This is a genomic window from Shimia sp. (assembly GCF_049116215.1).
In the GTDB taxonomy this organism is placed as follows: Bacteria; Pseudomonadota; Alphaproteobacteria; order Rhodobacterales; family Rhodobacteraceae; genus Shimia.
The window spans coordinates 536,753-552,004 of record NZ_JAGDZB010000003.1; the positions used below are offsets into that span (position 1 = coordinate 536,753).

The window sequence follows — 15,252 nt, forward strand, 5'->3', positions numbered from 1 at the left end:
TTTGGGGCGCCTTTTTTTGTTAGAGCGCTTCCAGAGCCGTGGCCATGTCGCCGTAGCCGGTAAAACGCCGTTCAAACGCGAGGCCAAGGCGATCCGCGCAGGCTTTGGCTTTTTCCGTCAGCGCTGGGTCGTCGGTTTGCGCTTGGTAGACCAGTTTTTCGTAGTTGCCAAAGTACATGTCGCGTAACTCGGGATGGCGATCGAGGCCCATGGGTTTGATGATAAAGGCGTCAAATTGCCGGACGAGGAAGTCGGTCAGGTAGAAGGCGGTGAATTCGTCTTCTGATATTTCTGCGAAGCGGTCATTGCCTTCAAAAAAACTGTAGCAATGCGGGCCTGCCACCATTTGCACACCCAATTCATCGCAGGTCTGTTGCAGCTGACCACCGGTGCCGCAGTCAGCATAGACCACAAAGATGGCGTCATAACTGCCGCGATGTTTGGCGACAGCCTCTCGTACGGCAGGGGCGATTTTCTCAGGATGGATGTGAAAGATGGCAGGCAGACAGGTGAGGTCCATGTGAGACCAGCCATTGAGTTTGATCAGGTCGAGAATTTCACGTGCGAGCGCACCACAGGCGAGCAGCAGAATGCGGCCGGATTTGCCGGTGGGGGCTAAGCCGGACTGAGCGAGGGTGGTGTCGTCGGGGAGATCGGTCATGGCTTGGTCAGCTTGATGGCAAAGCGGCCCGGGAGAAGCCCTGCGGGGCCGTAGCTGTCAAGGATCTTGCAGCGCCACCCTATGGCTTCAAGTGCGCGTTTGGTGCTGTTTGGATGGCGGCGGGATTGCTGATGGATCACCGTGTCAAACCGGTTGCCAACCTGGGTTTCGATGCGACGGGTGAGGCGGTCACGCTCTACCGTGACCTCAATGCGCATCTGCCAATCCGCGCCGGTGTTGCGCCGAGCATGTGGCAGACAGCTGGGGCCAATCAAATCAGCAAACAACAGGCCGCCGGAGGGCAGGGCGTCAAATGCAGCCTGTGCCACGGGCTGAAGCGTGTCGCGCTTGGTGGTGGTGTCGATGTAACTGAGGACTTCTCCAAGGCATGTCACAGCGGTGGTGCCTTTGGGGATGTGAATGTCAGCAGCGTTGCCTTGTTTCACCAGCAGGCCACGCGCTTGGGCGATTTCTACAAAGGCGGGTGAAAGGTCGACGCCTTCGCCCATGACGCCGCGATCTTCGGCCACGGAAAGCCAAGTGCCATCGCCACAGCCGATGTCAAACAGGTGGGCGTTGACTGGTCCATGCAGGATTTGCGCGGCGAGCCAATCATGTGCTTCGTCAAAGGTGTCGTTGAAACCTTCGGCGTGGATGCGGGCGAGATCAGGGCTATATAATCCGGACATATCGGTACCTTGAACAAAAACGGCCCGCCTGTGAAGGGCGGGCCGGATCAAATTGCTCGGGGAGTGAGCAAAGGAGATGGGCCTGATCAGGCGCTCATCTGATTGTGTTTGCGAGCCACCCATTCTTTGGCGGTTTCTACGGCCACAGCCGCGTCGCGGCAGTAAGCATCCGCGCCAATAGCTTTGCCAAACTCCTCGTTCAGAGGGGCGCCGCCGACCAGAACGATGTAGTCGTCGCGCTGTCCTTTTTCGACCAGCGTGTCGATCACCACCTTCATGTAAGGCATGGTGGTGGTCAGAAGGGCTGACATGCCGAGGATGTCTGGTTTGTGCTCTTCAAGGGCGTCCAGATAGCCTTCAACAGCGTTGTTGATGCCAAGGTCGACCACTTCAAAGCCGGCACCCTCCATCATCATTGCCACAAGGTTTTTGCCAATGTCGTGGATGTCGCCCTTGACGGTGCCAATCACCATGGAACCCATGCGCGGGGCGCCTGTTTCAGCCAGCAGAGGCTTCAGGATACCCATGCCGCCTTTCATGGCGCCCGCGGCCAAAAGCACTTCAGGCACAAACAAGATGCCATCGCGGAAGTCGGCGCCCACAATGGTCATGCCGCCCACAAGGGCTTCGGTCAGGATGCGGTAGGGTTCCCAGCCGCGTTCCAGCAAGATGTTCACAGCCTCTTCGATCTCTTCCTTGAGACCGTCATAGAGGTCGTCAAACATCTGTTGGACAAGTTCCTCGTCATTGAGTTCGGACAGGATGATGTCGTCTTCTTCTGACATGCGCGTATTCCAATACCCTGGCGGGGGCCCAATATGGGCACCGGTTGCTGTTCGTTATACCCCAGCTTTCAAACTTTTTCAGCGGGCAAACTGTCTGAATAGCGACATAGCCAAAGCCGCGTGCGACGTGTAGGGGCAAAAATCATGAATGCGATGAAAGTTTCTCATCCAGATCATGGGGTTTGTTGCATGTGTTCTCCTTTTGTTCTAGTTTGGGAGCATGTCCGACCTGAAACCGCAGAAAATTGATGTCGCGCGCCGACGTGCGCGCGGTGCACAGAGCAATGTGTCGAGCCGCTACGATGCCCAACGTGAAGAAGTGCACGATGGCTGGGACATACCAGAGGAACGCGCGGGTTTTGCAACTGAGGTGAGTGAGGAGCGGCCGCGCTCGGCTATCACACGAAACACGTCACCAGACATTCCGTTTGATCGGTCGCTTAATCCGTATCGCGGCTGTGAGCATGGGTGCACCTATTGTTTTGCGCGGCCAACACACGCCTATTTGGGCCTGTCGCCGGGATTGGATTTTGAAAGCAAACTGGTGGCGCGTCCCAAAGCTGCGGAGGTTTTGGAGAAAGAGCTGCGACGCAAGGGGTACACGCCAAGCCTGTTGGCAATTGGCACCAATACCGATCCATACCAGCCCATTGAGCGCCGGTACCGGGTTATGCGCTCGGTGCTGGAGGTGTTGCAACGGTTCAACCATCCGGTGGCGATCACCACCAAAGGCACTTTGGTGGAGCGCGACATTGATGTTTTGAGCGATATGGCGGGGCAGGGTTTGGTACAGGTGGGGATTTCTTTGACCACCATGGATGAGGCTCTGTCGCGTGCAATGGAGCCGCGCTGTCCGTTGCCGAACCGACGGTTGGAGACCATCCGGCGCCTAAAGGAGGCGGGCATTCCAGTGCGTGTGATGTTGGCCCCTGTGGTGCCTGGCTTGACCGACCATGAGGTTGAGGCACTTTTGGAAGCCGCCGCAAGCGCCGGCGCAACTGGAATGGCATGGATCATGCTGCGATTGCCAATGGAAGTGGCACCGCTTTTTGAGGAATGGTTGGAGGCGGCGTATCCAGGGCGGGCGGCCAAAGTCTTGGCGCGGATGCGGGAAATGCATGGCGGGGAGCTTTACCACGCGGAGTTCAACAAGCGAATGCGCGGCGAGGGCATCTATGCAGAGATGATTGCCCAACGGGTTGATAAAGCGCGGGTGCGATATGGGCTGGACAAAGATATGCCTGCCTTGCGGTGCGACTTGTTTGAGGTGCCGTTTGAGCGGGACGGACAATTGGCGCTTTTCTGAAACAGTTTCAGCTTTTGGTGAAGTCAACACATTGGAAAGTTTCTGCGCCCGAAGGTGCGGGTCTGAACAAATTTCCATTGGAGATAGACTATGAAGCACTTGATAGCAGTTGCAAGCCTCGCAGTGGCTTGTGTGGCCGGACAGGCCAGCGCCGAGCGTCTGGTTGTGGGCGTCGAAAATATTGAATACCTGCCGCACTACAATTGGGACGGCACAAATTACACAGGATTTGGGGCGGATCTTTTGTCGGCGTTTGCTGCAGATGAAGGGTTTGAGATCGAGTTCAAAGCGCTGCCGATAACGCGGCTGATGCAGGCGGTGGTGACCGGGGATGTAGATATGAAATATCCGGACAACGCTTATTGGTCTGCCGAGCTCAAAGACGGTCAAGGTATGGTGTACTCGGAAGTTGTCGCGGAAGCGGTCGATGGAGTGATGGTGCTGCCCGACCAAGTTGGACGTCCGGTGGAAGACGTGGACAGGCTTGGCACTGTTCTCGGTTTCACGCCGTACTCTTGGCTGGACCGGATCAACGCGGGTGACGTGGACTTGGCGGAAAATGCAAATTTTATCGGCATGGTTCGTCAGGCGTTGGTTGGGCGTATTGACGGCGCTTATGCAAACCAAGACGTGGTGCGGCGCGTTTTGCGTGAACTTGGGAAGGACGAAGATGCGTTGGTGTTTGATGAAAAACTGCCGCATTCGGTGTCAAATTATCACCTCTCGACAAGTTCGCGCCCGGATGTGGTCGCAGCGTTTGACACGTGGTTGGCGGCAAATGGCGACACTGTGTCGGCGCTGCGTGAGAAGCACGCCTTTTGAGCGGGTTTTCTTCCTACGAAAAATGGTCATAGGCGGTCGGCTGCCTATGACCCATTGGGTCGTGGTGGGGATGTGACACAGGTCTGACCACATGATAGTGCGGACCCACCACTCACTCACGACTGAAGACCAACATGAAAAGATTGATTGCGGTTGCCGTTTTGGCGACCACGCCTGTTTGGGCGGATGTGCAGGTGCGCGATGCGGACACAATTGTTCTAAACGGGACGCCTGTTCGGTTCCAAGGTGTTGATGCGCCGGAGCTCAAGACCCGCGCCGGCAAAGACGCCAAGCGGTGGACCGTGATTTACTTGCGCGGCAAAAAGGTGTCCTGTGACCTGACCAGGGAGCGGTCCTATGATCGCTACATCGGCGTGTGTTATGCGGATGGGCAGGACATTGGCGCAGCAGTGATTGCGGCCGGTCATGCATTGGATTGTGCGCAGTACTCCGGTGAGCGGTATCGGCAATTTGAGCAGGCGTCGGCCAAGAGCCGGATCAAACGGGCAGGGTATTGCTGAGTGTCACAAAAGTCTTTGGCGTTCCTCTGATTTAGAGCCTGTTGTGATGTCCCGTTCTTCTTCTTGATAGTTGCTTTGTTATCGATGCAAGGTGGGCGCATTTCTTTTGACACGTTGGGGCACGTTTGTGTCTGGACGTGTTGCGCTTTCAAAGGACTTTGTGATGCCCTGGATCGATACGGTCGCCTACGACGACGCCGACGGAAAACTGAAGATGCTCTATGATCGGGTGAAAGGCCCGGACAACAACGTCGACAACATCATGATGATGCACAGCCTGCGGCCCCATACGATGGAGGGGCATATGGCGATCTACAAGTATGTTTTGCATCACAGCGGCAACACGGTGCCAAAGTGGTTTTTGGAAACGCTGGGGGTTTGGGTCAGTTCGCTTAATGAATGTGACTATTGCGTGGAGCATCATTTTGCTGGTTTGAAACGGTTGCTGGCAGATGATGCGCGGGCAGACGGTATTCGCCAAGCGATTGAGGCACGCGACATCGCGCGCGCGCCGCTGGATGACAAGCAAAAGTTGGCTATGGAATATGCCCGACAATTGACGCGGGATGCAGCTGGACTAAGCGAAAAACTGATTGTTCAGCTGCGGGACGCCGGGTTCAGCGATGGTGAGATTTTGGAAATCAATCAGGTATCGGCCTATTTTGGCTATGCCAACCGCACCGTCTTGGGGCTTGGATGTTCCACTAAGGGGGACATTCTGGGGCTCTCGCCCAACAACTCGGACAATCCTGACGACTGGAACCACACTTAAACAAAAAGCCCGGACAATATCCGGGCTTTCAAAGGGTAATCTGCAGTTGGCTTAACCGCGGCGGCGGCGACCGCGACGCTCGCGGGCCGGCGCGGCGGCGTCATCACCGGTGCCGTCGTTGGCAGAAGAAAAGCCGCCCAGTTTCTCAGCAATCAGCTCGAGGCTTGGACGCTCTCCGCGAGGGCGGGTTTCCAAAGCTTCGCGCATGGCTTTGAGGTGGTGGGCCATGGTGCCACAGCAGCCACCAATAATGGTGGCGCCACAGTCGCGCGCCATCACGGCATAGTCCGCCATCAGCTCCGGCGTGCCATCGTAGTGGATGTGGCCGTCGTGATATTTTGGAATACCTGCGTTGCCTTTGGCCACAATAGGTGTCTCGGTGCCTTGGGCAGAAAAGCCCAGCACGGTGCGCAACAAGTCTGGCGCGCCGGTGCCGCAGTTGGCGCCAAAACCCAATGGGGTGTTGGGCAGCGCATCGACCATTTGCACCATATCAGCAGAGGTCACACCCATCATGGTGCGGCCTGCGGTGTCAAAGCTCATGGTGCCAACCCAAGGCATGTCGGCCAAAGCAAAGGCTTCGGCGGCGGCTTTGTATTCTTCTGGTGCAGAAATGGTTTCCAGCCACAATACGTCGGCGCCGCCTTCTTTCAGGCCTTCGGCTTGTTCGTGGAACATTTCAACAGCGTCTGCATGCGATAGACTGCCCACAGGTTCCATGATGTCGCCCGTTGGGCCAACAGAGCCTGCGACAATCACAGGACGGCCCGCAGCATCCGCCACGTCGCGGCCAATCTCGGCGGCGAGGCGGTTCAATTCATGCACGCGGTTTTGGGCGTCGTGCAGCTTCAGGCGGGAGGCGTTGCCGCCAAAGGAGTTGGTCAGGAAGATGTCTGAGCCGTTGTCGACCGCGAGGCTGTAGAGCTTTTTGATGTTCTGCGGTTCATCAGCATTCCAGAGCTCCGGTGCATCACCTGAGCTGAGGCCCATGTTAAACAGGTTGGTGCCGGTGGCGCCGTCGGCCATGAGCCAGTCACGGGTTTCCAAAAGCTTGGAGAGGGCGTTGGTCATCAGAAACTCCTTAAGGCGCGGCGCGCCGCGTGTCAGTTGCGCTGCGATGTGCCACGGGAGGCGTCGAGGCACAACTTAATTTGATGCAAGACCATTATTAGGCTGAGGACAGGTAAGAATCCGACGGCACGGTCTACTGGCACGCTATCGGGGTTGCTGGTGTGCTGCGCAAGTTCACCGCGCGTGTCAGATCAAGTGCGGCCAAGCTGAGCTGTGCCGGACCCGGTGCTGCCATGAAAAGCGGTTCCCAACGGGGGGAAAAACAGGCTTTGAACTGGCGCAGACCTGCGCCGCCCGCATGTTTGAAATGGTAGCTGCGGATTTTTCGTTCCAGAGCGGTTTTGCCTTCGGGCAGGGCTGGCGCTGCGGCCAGAGAGAACCGTGGCACGTCGGCGTGGGCTGCCACTTCGATGGCGCTTTGTACCAATTGGTGCATGGTGCCGTCAGGGGCTTCGGGCAGCACGCGCATCAGGTCGAGACACCATTCATGGGCGGTGGCGTGGAAGCTTACAAAACCGACAAGCTGGTCTTCTTTGAACGCGAGGAAGACAGTCTGGCAACCAACATAAAAATCCTCAAACCGGCCCATGGTCAGACCTTTGGGGATGCCGTGTTTGGCTTCCCAAGCGGAAGTGACCTTTGCCATGTCGCCCAGTGGCAGCTGATGCGCACCTGGCTGAGAGACGCGAACGCCAGCTTTCTCGGCGTTGCGTAGTTTGCGGCGTAGTTGTCGATAAGTGGACCCAGCGGTTGTGTGCCTGGCTGGTGCCAGCACAGCTTCGTCAGAAATATGCACCACGGCCCAACCAGCCTTGCGGGTTTTTACGGCTTGGCGGGAGGAGATTTTGTATTTGCAGGCGATGCGGTTTTGCGCACGAGCGGCGTGTTTGAGTGGGCGGGCCATGGCGTGGGCGTCGCCTTCGATGGGGTCAAACAGGGCCACCAGGGTTTGGCCAATGCGCACGGCGCCGTAGCGGCCTGCGTCACAGGACAGCAGCGCGCCGCCGTTTTGACGGATCACGCCAAGTTCGGCACGGCTCACAGTGGTGAGAGGTGCATTGTCGTAGGCCTCATAGGCTCGGTGCTGACGAGGGGCGCGTGCAGGTCGTGGTTTGGTGAGGTGGCGCAGGAACACCAAGCCAGCCAAGAGCGCGGGCAAAGCATAGTAGATGGCGCGGAATGCCAGGACACCTGCCAGCAGAGCCGCTTCTGGTTGATGAGGCAGCATCGCCAGGAGGGTCAGCTCAAATGGACCGACACCACCGGGAGTGCCGGAGAAAATGGCGGCACCAAGAGCAATTAGGAAGACTGGCAGCAAGACGGCAAAGCTCAGCGTCAGTTCGGGTGGGAGCAGTACGTAGAGCGCCAGAGCTGCAAAGATGGTGTCGATCAGACATAAGCTTAGCAGTGCGGCCATGGCAGGCAATGTTGGCAAGCTCAAGCGGCTGCCTTGGCGTGGCAGAACGGGGAACACAAAAGCAAACACCACAACAAGTGCCGCAACAGCCAGAATGACCGGCGGCAAGAAGGCGGGCACATGCGGGGTGGGTAGGACCAATGCGGCGATGGCGATGGTCACGGCCATCGCTGCCAAAAAAGTCACGGTGACAAAGGCGGTGATGCGGGCTGCGTCTTTGAGCGACAGATCAGGCATCATGCGCCAGCGAACAAAAGTGCCAACAACGGCGCCGGCGCCCAAGGTTTGGCCCAGACCAATGGACGTCGCGCCAACGGTCATGGCTTCCGACGTGCTGCGGTGCATCTGAAAATGCCGCTGCGCGATCACATCATAACGAGAGACGGCCAAAAAACTGAGTGCTGAGAAGGTGAGGGCAAGGCCCCATTGCCAGGCCGCGGCGGAGAGCACCGAGGCCCAAAGTGCGCCATAGTCGACATCGTCAACCTGCTCAGAAAGTAGCCAAAGGCAAACCGCGCCAAAGGCAAACGGCCAAATCCGGCGCAGACAAGTCTGCGCAATTTTCAACTTTGATGTCTTCAAGGTTCCCGCCCCAAATCGTTACCTGTCCCAAGTGACCCAAATCGCTATCGGATGCGTGGTTTCGGCCGCCTTAACAAAGACAATTGGAGCTAAAAAAACGCGCGAGCCGAAGCCCGCGCGTTGTAATTTCTAGGGGATTTGAAGGGATCAGGCCTCGGTGGCCAGTTCTTCTTTTGCAGCGGCGAGAGCTTCGCGGCGTTTGGCGCGGATGGTCTGCTCGTCCGCCTTGTCGCCAAGATCCCCAACAACCTTGCGGATCACATCATCATGACCTGCTTCCTCAAAATCTGCGGCGATCACAGTTTTGGCGTAGTCTTCGGCTTTTGCACCGGACTTGCCCAACAGTTCAGCAGCCCAAAGTCCGAGCTTTTTGTTTGCACGGGCCTCTGCCTTGAACTTCATCTCTTCGTCATGCGCAAACTTGGCCTCAAAGGCGGCTTCGCGGTCGTCAAATGCGTTCATTTATGAACTCCTCCATAACCATAGGATGTCACAATTATAATATGATCATCCACATGGCCTGTCGCAAGAGTAAGCCGTGAGCTTGCGACAATGCTATCCATCCATTAAGAGGGCGAACAAATTCGGGACTCATCCCGGAAGAGAAGGAATGTAGCCATGGCCCGCGGCAAAAAAATCTATGAAGGCAAAGCCAAGATTCTGTTTGAGGGCCCTGAGCCGGGCACCATTGTCCAGTACTTCAAAGATGACGCCACTGCGTTCAACGCGGAAAAGAAAGACGTGATTGACGGCAAAGGTGTGTTGAACAACCGCCTAAGCGAATATTTCATGACCGGCCTGACGCAGGTTGGTGTGCCAACACACTTCCTCAAGCGCCTGAATATGCGTGAGCAGTTGGTGCGCAATTGTGAGATCATTCCTTTGGAAGTGATCGTGCGCAATTTTGCGGCGGGTTCTATGAGCAAGCGGTTGGGCATTGAAGAAGGCACACAGCTGCCACGCCCGATCGTGGAATACTGCTACAAAGACGACAGCCTGGGTGATCCGCTGGTGTCTGAAGAGCACATCGCTGCCTTTGGCTGGGCCAGCCAGCAGGATATGGACGATATTCTTGGCCTGGCGCTGCGCGTGAACGACTGGTTGAGCGGCGTGATGTTTGGTGTTGGTATCCGCTTGATCGATTTCAAAATTGAGATTGGACGGGTGTATGAAGGCGACTTCCAGCGCTTGGTTCTGGCGGATGAAATCAGCCCGGACAGCTGCCGCCTCTGGGACATCGAAACCGGGCGCAAGCTCGACAAGGACGTGTTCCGCCGTGACCTTGGCAGCCTGACCGATGCCTATGCCGAAGTGGCGCGCCGCCTTGGTGTGCTGCCCAAAGGCACCGGCCCCAAGCCAACGCTTGTAAGCTGATCCAGACCTAAGCCAGCTGCGCCCAACTTTGGGCGCGGTTGGAAAGACAATTTTTGGTAAGAAAAGCGGGACAGTCCCGCCACATGCCCAATTGGAGAGAGACCAAATGAAAGCCCGCGTATATGTCATGCTGAAGAACGGCGTTCTGGATCCACAAGGTGAGGCCGTGCGTCACGCGCTTGGCAGTCTTGGTTTTGATGGTGTCGAAGGTGTACGGCAGGGCAAGGTGATCGAGTTGGATCTGGCAGAAGGTTCCACCGAGGCAACCGTGACCGAGATGTGTGAGAAGCTGCTCGCCAACACGGTGATCGAAAGCTACCGGGTGGAGATGGGCTGATGAAAGCTGCGGTCATTGTTTTTCCGGGCTCCAACTGTGACCGCGATCTTGCGGTGGCCTTTGAGCAGGCCGGAGCGGATGTCACCATGGTGTGGCACAAAGATACGGCGCTGCCAGAAGGCATCGACATGGTTGGTGTTCCAGGCGGTTTCAGCTTTGGCGATTACCTGCGCTGTGGCGCGATTGCGGCAAATTCTCCGATTTGTCAGTCGCTAATCAAGCACGCCGAGCGTGGTGGCTATGCACTTGGTGTCTGTAACGGCTTTCAGATCCTGACCGAAACTGGTTTGCTGCCGGGCGCGTTGCGCCGCAATGCCGGGCTGAAGTACATCTGTCGTACGGTTGGTCTTGAAGTGGCTAGCGCAGATACTGCGTTTACCTCTGGCTACAGCAAAGGTGACGTTGTGAACGTGCCGATTGCGCACCACGACGGCAACTACTTTGTGACCGACGAGAAGCTGGCGCAGCTGCGTGATGAGGACCGGATTGCGTTCACCTATACCGACAATCCAAACGGGTCGGTTGCGGACATCGCCGGTGTGGTCAGCAAAAACCGCCGTGTGCTAGGCATGATGCCCCACCCGGAGCGGGCAGCGGATACCGGCCATGGCGGCACAGACGGGGTGGCAATGTTCCGCGCGTTGATGGACCAGTTTGCCACAGCGTGACTTGAGGGTGTCGGCGCGTAGGCGTACTGTTCGTGCATGACGCAAAACGCTTCTGACACCTCTGAAAAACTGCGCCCGGCGACAACAAGCTGGCGGGCGCGCGTGACCTTGGCTTTGTTGGTTGTGGTTGCAGGGGTGACGATCTGGGTCACCAACAGTTTCCTGACAGATCGATTTACGGCCAATACGCGCAATCGGGCAGAGCTCCGGTTGGCGCTCTATTCCGGCAACTTGTTGAGTGAGTTGCGACGCAACGCAATTGTGCCGCAGTTGCTGGCAAAAGACCCTGAATTGATTGGGGCGCTGGATTCACAAGACTTCTCCAGCTCCACCGCGCGGTTGATCAGCTTTGTTGATGAAATTGGCGCGGCGTCATTGTTGCTGCTGGACGAGACTGGACGCACAGTGGCGGCAACAGACCGCACGCGCCTTGGTACGATGTATCGGGAACAAGAGTTTTTTATCAATGCTTTGCGGTCCAATGTTACACTGTTTACAGCGGCCAGAGATGAGACCGGAGCCTATCGGTTTATCTACTCCAGACGGTTGGAAAGTGGCGGTGCCACGCTTGGGGTGATCGCGGTTGAAGTGGATTTGCACAAGTTTGAGCGCGCCTGGGCCGGGATTTCAGATGCTGTTTTGGTGGCAAATAGCGAAGGCACGATCATCCTGAGCAGTGAACCTCGGTGGCGTGGGTTGACTGAAGCAGAGGCTTTGGCGCGACAGCCAGCTTTGGGCGCAATTGAGCGCGCCATTAAGGTGACAGCGGATTGGGCGCAGGACCCGGCGGATGCGTATTTGCGCGGGGAGGCGGTGATGCGCATGGGCGCGCGGATCCCGTTCAGGGGCTGGCAGATGACCAGTTTCACAAGTTACGCCGGTGTAAGGGAGAAAGTGAACGCGGTTCTGGCGCTGGAAATCATGGGATTTGCAATCCTGTTGGCGCTTGGATTCTACGTTCTTGGTCGCAAAAGTGCGCTGCGCATGGCGCTGTTTCAGCGGGAAAGCGTGGAGTTGCGGGGGTTGAACCTGCGTCTTCAGCGGGAAATCGCCGAGCGGGAACGGATGCAGCAGAGCCTGGAAGTGGCGGAACAAAGCCTGGCACAGAGTTCCAAACTGGCGGCATTGGGCGAAATGTCGGCGGCTGTGAGCCATGAGTTGAACCAACCCTTGGCGGCGATGAAGACCTATCTTGCCGGGGCGCAGCTTTTGGTGAAGCGCAATCGGCCGGATGAGGCGTTGACCTCGTTTCAGCGGATTGACGATCTAATCGAGCGCATGGGGGCGATCACCAAACAGCTCAAATCTTACGCCAGAAAAGGCGGCGATGAGTTCCACGTGGTCGACATGGGGGACGCCGTGGCGTCCGCTTTGTCGATGATGGAGCCTCAATTGCGCCAACGTCAGGTGCGCATAAGCAAGATTGTGCCGACGGATCCGGTGCGCGTGATGGGCGATCGGGTGCGGATAGAGCAGGTGATGATCAACCTGCTGCGCAATGCCTTGGATGCCACCGAGTCTGTGGCCGATCCGGAGATCGAAGTCCTTTTGGCAGCAGGGGAAACAGCCACTTTGACGGTGCGCGACAATGGCCCCGGCATTGAGGATTTGAACAACCTTTTTGAGCCGTTTTTCACCACCAAACAGCCCGGTGAGGGCGTCGGTTTGGGGTTGGCAATCAGCTCTGGCATCGTCAGCGACCTTGGTGGACGGCTGACAGCACGCAATGGCGATGGGCAGGGGGCTGTATTTGAAGTTCAACTGCCTATCTTGAATGAAGATATTGAAGCAGCGGAGTAAATTCGTGGCACAAAGCATGAAGATCGCAATCGTCGATGACGAGCAGGACATGCGGCAGTCGATCAGCCAATGGCTGGCACTGTCGGGCTATGACACAGAAACATTTCCCAGCGCAGAAGATGCGCTGAAGGCGCTTGGCGCGGAATATCCGGGGATTGTGATCTCCGATATCAAAATGCCGGGCATGGACGGGATGCAGTTCCTGAAAAAGCTGATGGGCGCGGACAGTTCACTGCCAGTGATTATGATCACGGGCCATGGCGACGTGCCTATGGCGGTAGAGGCGATGCGCGTGGGTGCGTTTGATTTCCTTGAGAAGCCGTTTAACCCGGATCGCATGACGCAGCTGGCCAAGAAAGCCACCAATGCGCGGCGTTTGACTTTGGATGCGCGGGCGCTGCGGCGTGAGCTGTCTGACGGCGATCAAATTATGAACAAGCTGATTGGCGCGAGCCCGGTTATGGCGCGTCTCAAGGAGGACATCCTCGATCTCGGACAGGCTGATGGGCATGTGCTGATTGATGGGGAAACGGGCACTGGAAAGACGTTGGTTGCCCATGCGTTGCACGCAGTGGGCAGCCGTGCGGGCAAGAAATTTGTTCTGGTGAGCTGTGGGGCCTTTGAAGAAGAGGCGCTTGCAAAACGTTTGTTTGGGCCGATGAACCCGGAAGACAGCCAATTGCCTGCCGTTGAAGAAGCGCGCGGTGGGACATTGGTGCTTGAGGACATCGAGAGCTTGAGCGACGCGCTGCAAGCCAAGCTGCTCAACGTGATCAACGAGCAAGGCACACCGGCGGAAACCCGCATTGTGGCGATCTCCAACATGCAGGAGCAGGACCGCACCTGCGAAGATGCATTGCGCTCTGACTTGTTTTATCGATTGGCGGCATTGCGGATCACGGTTCCGCCTCTGCGCCAACGTGGCGAAGATATTCTTACGCTGTTTACCCGACTGTCAGAGCAATTCAGCGAAGAGTACGGCTGTGATGCCCCTAAAGTGAGTGCGCAAGAGGCTGCGCAGCTGTTGCAGGCACCGTGGCCAGGCAATGTGCGTCAGCTTATCAACCTGGCAGAGCGTGCAGTTTTGCAAAGCCGTCGCAGTGAAGGCACAATTGCGTCACTGCTGATGAGCGATCACGAAGAGATGCAGCCGGTTGTGACAACGGAGGGCAAACCCCTCAAGGAATATGTGGAAGCTTTTGAGCGCATGTTGATCGACAACACCATGCGGCGCCATCGCGGGTCCATCGCAGGTGTTATGGAAGAGCTGTGCTTGCCGCGGCGGACGTTGAACGAGAAGATGGCGAAGTATGGCCTGCAGCGGGCTGATTACCTCTGATTTCTGATCGATAGATTTTGTGAACGCCGCAGGCTCTCGACGGGCTTGCGGCGTTTTTTGTTTGGTGGCAGGGTGCGACGACGTTGGCGCTAACGGAAATTTGTGGAGTACCTTGTGATGGCATTGTTGAAGACACCGGCCGCGTATCTGTTTGACATGGATGGCTTGCTTCTGGACACGGAGCGCATGTTTCTGAAGGCGTTTTTGACGCTGACCGAAGATCTGGGGATTTCAACAGCAGAGGCTACGGCGTTTTTTGGAAGCTTGGTTGGGTCGTCGAGCAAAGACACCACAGCACGGTTGCATGAGTTTTTGCCTCAACAAACAGATGTCGCGGAGTTTGACCAGCGCTGGCGCATTCTGCACCAAAAGAATGTTGAGCATGGCGTGCCGACAAAACCTTATGCGCGGGACGTGTTGCAAGCGATCCGTGAAGCTGCGGTGCCGATGGCGGTTGTGACCTCGACGCATGGCCCGGCTGCGCAACATCATTTGGAGAAGGCTGGGCTTCTGTCGTTTTTTGACACAGTGTGTACAGGCAATGAAGTTATTGCCAATAAACCAGATCCCGAGCCGTATCTAGAAGGGGCGCGCCGGTTGGGCGTGAACCCTGTGCACTGTGTGGCGTTTGAAGATAGTGATCTTGGGGCCACTGCAGCTGTGCGGGCAGGGTGCCTGACAGTGCAAATTCCGGACCTTCGGCCGCCAAACACGCCGTTGCCCGATCTGGGGCAGATTGTTGCCAGGGATTTGCGCCATGGTGCTGTGCAGATTGGGCTTTTTGAGGATGCGTTAACCTAACCCACGTATCCGTCAGACGATTCCCCATTGTGTTTTCCACAGGAGTGGTTTTATGTGGGGGAACGGATGGCGCAGGGTTTGCGCACCGTATGAGTTTCGCTGAGTATTGCGTTTCAGTTGGCCCACAGGACCCCGAGGGGCAGAGGGCCGGGCGGGATGCTCAGACCGATTGGGTTCATGAAAATGAACCAGTAGAGACGCCCGCACCGCCATGGCGGAGGGCATGTAACAGGCGCAGGCTCGGGACCACCGAATGCCGCGTCGGAGAAGAAACGCGATGAAGCGCGCGATTGATTTGAGAGACCGA

Annotated in this window: 16 protein-coding genes; 10 read left to right on the forward strand and 6 right to left on the reverse strand. The window is 57.0% G+C overall.

Annotated elements, in window-relative coordinates; translation table 11 throughout:
* Nucleotides 1-19: 19 nt before the first annotated feature.
* From JXR15_RS11210 to JXR15_RS11220, 3 genes are all read right to left on the reverse strand, one after another.
* Nucleotides 20-661 carry a DUF1638 domain-containing protein gene (locus JXR15_RS11210; protein WP_422053309.1) on the reverse strand — a complete coding sequence of 214 codons (642 nt, stop codon included), beginning with the start codon at nt 659-661 and terminating at the stop codon, nt 20-22.
* Nucleotides 658-1,350 (reverse strand): methyltransferase domain-containing protein, encoded by a 693-nt coding sequence (locus JXR15_RS11215; protein WP_422053310.1) that lies wholly within the window; start codon nt 1,348-1,350, stop codon nt 658-660. The genes JXR15_RS11210 and JXR15_RS11215 overlap by 4 nt, the downstream gene beginning before the upstream one ends.
* An 86-nt stretch (nt 1,351-1,436) precedes the next feature.
* Nucleotides 1,437-2,135 (reverse strand): corrinoid protein, encoded by a 699-nt coding sequence (locus tag JXR15_RS11220; RefSeq protein ID WP_422053311.1) that lies wholly within the window; start codon nt 2,133-2,135, stop codon nt 1,437-1,439.
* Between the two features lie 220 nt (nt 2,136-2,355).
* Here JXR15_RS11220 and JXR15_RS11225 point away from each other — a divergent pair, with 220 nt between their 5' ends.
* The 4 genes from JXR15_RS11225 (at nt 2,356) to JXR15_RS11240 (ending at nt 5,556) form a co-directional block, all read left to right on the forward strand.
* Nucleotides 2,356-3,441 (forward strand): PA0069 family radical SAM protein, encoded by a 1,086-nt coding sequence (locus JXR15_RS11225; protein ID WP_422053312.1) that lies wholly within the window; start codon nt 2,356-2,358, stop codon nt 3,439-3,441.
* Nucleotides 3,442-3,531: 90 nt separating this feature from the next.
* Nucleotides 3,532-4,263 (forward strand): substrate-binding periplasmic protein, encoded by a 732-nt coding sequence (locus JXR15_RS11230; protein WP_422053313.1) that lies wholly within the window; start codon nt 3,532-3,534, stop codon nt 4,261-4,263.
* A 134-nt stretch (nt 4,264-4,397) separates the two neighbouring features.
* Nucleotides 4,398-4,784, forward strand: a complete 387-nt coding sequence (locus JXR15_RS11235; RefSeq protein WP_422053314.1) for a thermonuclease family protein — start codon at nt 4,398-4,400, stop codon at nt 4,782-4,784.
* Between the two features lie 163 nt (nt 4,785-4,947).
* Nucleotides 4,948-5,556 (forward strand): carboxymuconolactone decarboxylase family protein, encoded by a 609-nt coding sequence (locus tag JXR15_RS11240; protein ID WP_422053315.1) that lies wholly within the window; start codon nt 4,948-4,950, stop codon nt 5,554-5,556.
* Between the two features lie 51 nt (nt 5,557-5,607).
* Here JXR15_RS11240 and bmt read toward each other — a convergent pair whose 3' ends face one another.
* The 3 genes from bmt to JXR15_RS11255 form a co-directional block, all read right to left on the reverse strand.
* A complete protein-coding gene (gene bmt, locus JXR15_RS11245) occupies nt 5,608-6,627 on the reverse strand; it encodes a betaine--homocysteine S-methyltransferase (RefSeq protein ID WP_422053316.1) in 1,020 nt (339 codons plus the stop codon).
* A 133-nt stretch (nt 6,628-6,760) separates the two neighbouring features.
* On the reverse strand, nt 6,761-8,611 hold the full coding sequence (locus JXR15_RS11250) for a phosphatidylglycerol lysyltransferase domain-containing protein (protein WP_422053317.1): 1,851 nt from the start codon (nt 8,609-8,611) through the stop codon (nt 6,761-6,763).
* Nucleotides 8,612-8,773: 162 nt separating this feature from the next.
* Complete coding sequence (locus JXR15_RS11255; RefSeq protein WP_422053318.1) at nt 8,774-9,088, reverse strand: DUF1476 domain-containing protein; 315 nt, start codon at nt 9,086-9,088, stop codon at nt 8,774-8,776.
* Between the two features lie 156 nt (nt 9,089-9,244).
* Between JXR15_RS11255 and purC the strand changes: the two genes are divergently transcribed.
* The 6 genes from purC (at nt 9,245) to JXR15_RS11285 (ending at nt 14,945) form a co-directional block, all read left to right on the forward strand.
* A complete protein-coding gene (gene purC / locus JXR15_RS11260) occupies nt 9,245-10,000 on the forward strand; it encodes a phosphoribosylaminoimidazolesuccinocarboxamide synthase (RefSeq protein ID WP_299420381.1) in 756 nt (251 codons plus the stop codon).
* Nucleotides 10,001-10,106: 106 nt separating this feature from the next.
* Nucleotides 10,107-10,337, forward strand: coding sequence for a phosphoribosylformylglycinamidine synthase subunit PurS (gene purS / locus JXR15_RS11265; RefSeq protein WP_054001400.1), 231 nt, complete (start codon nt 10,107-10,109; stop codon nt 10,335-10,337).
* Nucleotides 10,337-11,005, forward strand: a complete 669-nt coding sequence (purQ, locus tag JXR15_RS11270; protein WP_294225715.1) for a phosphoribosylformylglycinamidine synthase subunit PurQ — start codon at nt 10,337-10,339, stop codon at nt 11,003-11,005. Before purS ends, purQ begins: the two co-directional genes overlap by 1 nt.
* Nucleotides 11,006-11,041: 36 nt before the next feature.
* Nucleotides 11,042-12,805 (forward strand): sensor histidine kinase, encoded by a 1,764-nt coding sequence (locus JXR15_RS11275; protein WP_422053319.1) that lies wholly within the window; start codon nt 11,042-11,044, stop codon nt 12,803-12,805.
* Nucleotides 12,806-12,809: 4 nt separating this feature from the next.
* A complete protein-coding gene (locus tag JXR15_RS11280; protein WP_422053320.1) occupies nt 12,810-14,144 on the forward strand; it encodes a sigma-54-dependent transcriptional regulator in 1,335 nt (444 codons plus the stop codon).
* A gap of 117 nt (nt 14,145-14,261) precedes the next feature.
* Complete coding sequence (locus JXR15_RS11285; RefSeq protein WP_422053321.1) at nt 14,262-14,945, forward strand: HAD family hydrolase; 684 nt, start codon at nt 14,262-14,264, stop codon at nt 14,943-14,945.
* The last annotated feature ends 307 nt before the right edge of the window (nt 14,946-15,252 follow it).

Coding starts and splice junctions, on each gene's coding strand:
- JXR15_RS11285 (WP_422053321.1), top strand. CDS start 14,262: ATGGCATTGTTGAAGACACCGGCCGCGTATCTGTTTGACATGGATGGC.
- JXR15_RS11255 (WP_422053318.1), bottom strand. CDS start 9,088: ATGAACGCATTTGACGACCGCGAAGCCGCCTTTGAGGCCAAGTTTGCG.
- JXR15_RS11215 (WP_422053310.1), bottom strand. CDS start 1,350: ATGTCCGGATTATATAGCCCTGATCTCGCCCGCATCCACGCCGAAGGT.
- JXR15_RS11220 (WP_422053311.1), bottom strand. CDS start 2,135: ATGTCAGAAGAAGACGACATCATCCTGTCCGAACTCAATGACGAGGAA.
- purS (WP_054001400.1), top strand. CDS start 10,107: ATGAAAGCCCGCGTATATGTCATGCTGAAGAACGGCGTTCTGGATCCA.
- JXR15_RS11225 (WP_422053312.1), top strand. CDS start 2,356: ATGTCCGACCTGAAACCGCAGAAAATTGATGTCGCGCGCCGACGTGCG.
- JXR15_RS11230 (WP_422053313.1), top strand. CDS start 3,532: ATGAAGCACTTGATAGCAGTTGCAAGCCTCGCAGTGGCTTGTGTGGCC.
- JXR15_RS11235 (WP_422053314.1), top strand. CDS start 4,398: ATGAAAAGATTGATTGCGGTTGCCGTTTTGGCGACCACGCCTGTTTGG.
- JXR15_RS11210 (WP_422053309.1), bottom strand. CDS start 661: ATGACCGATCTCCCCGACGACACCACCCTCGCTCAGTCCGGCTTAGCC.
- JXR15_RS11240 (WP_422053315.1), top strand. CDS start 4,948: ATGCCCTGGATCGATACGGTCGCCTACGACGACGCCGACGGAAAACTG.
- bmt (WP_422053316.1), bottom strand. CDS start 6,627: ATGACCAACGCCCTCTCCAAGCTTTTGGAAACCCGTGACTGGCTCATG.
- purQ (WP_294225715.1), top strand. CDS start 10,337: ATGAAAGCTGCGGTCATTGTTTTTCCGGGCTCCAACTGTGACCGCGAT.
- purC (WP_299420381.1), top strand. CDS start 9,245: ATGGCCCGCGGCAAAAAAATCTATGAAGGCAAAGCCAAGATTCTGTTT.
- JXR15_RS11275 (WP_422053319.1), top strand. CDS start 11,042: ATGACGCAAAACGCTTCTGACACCTCTGAAAAACTGCGCCCGGCGACA.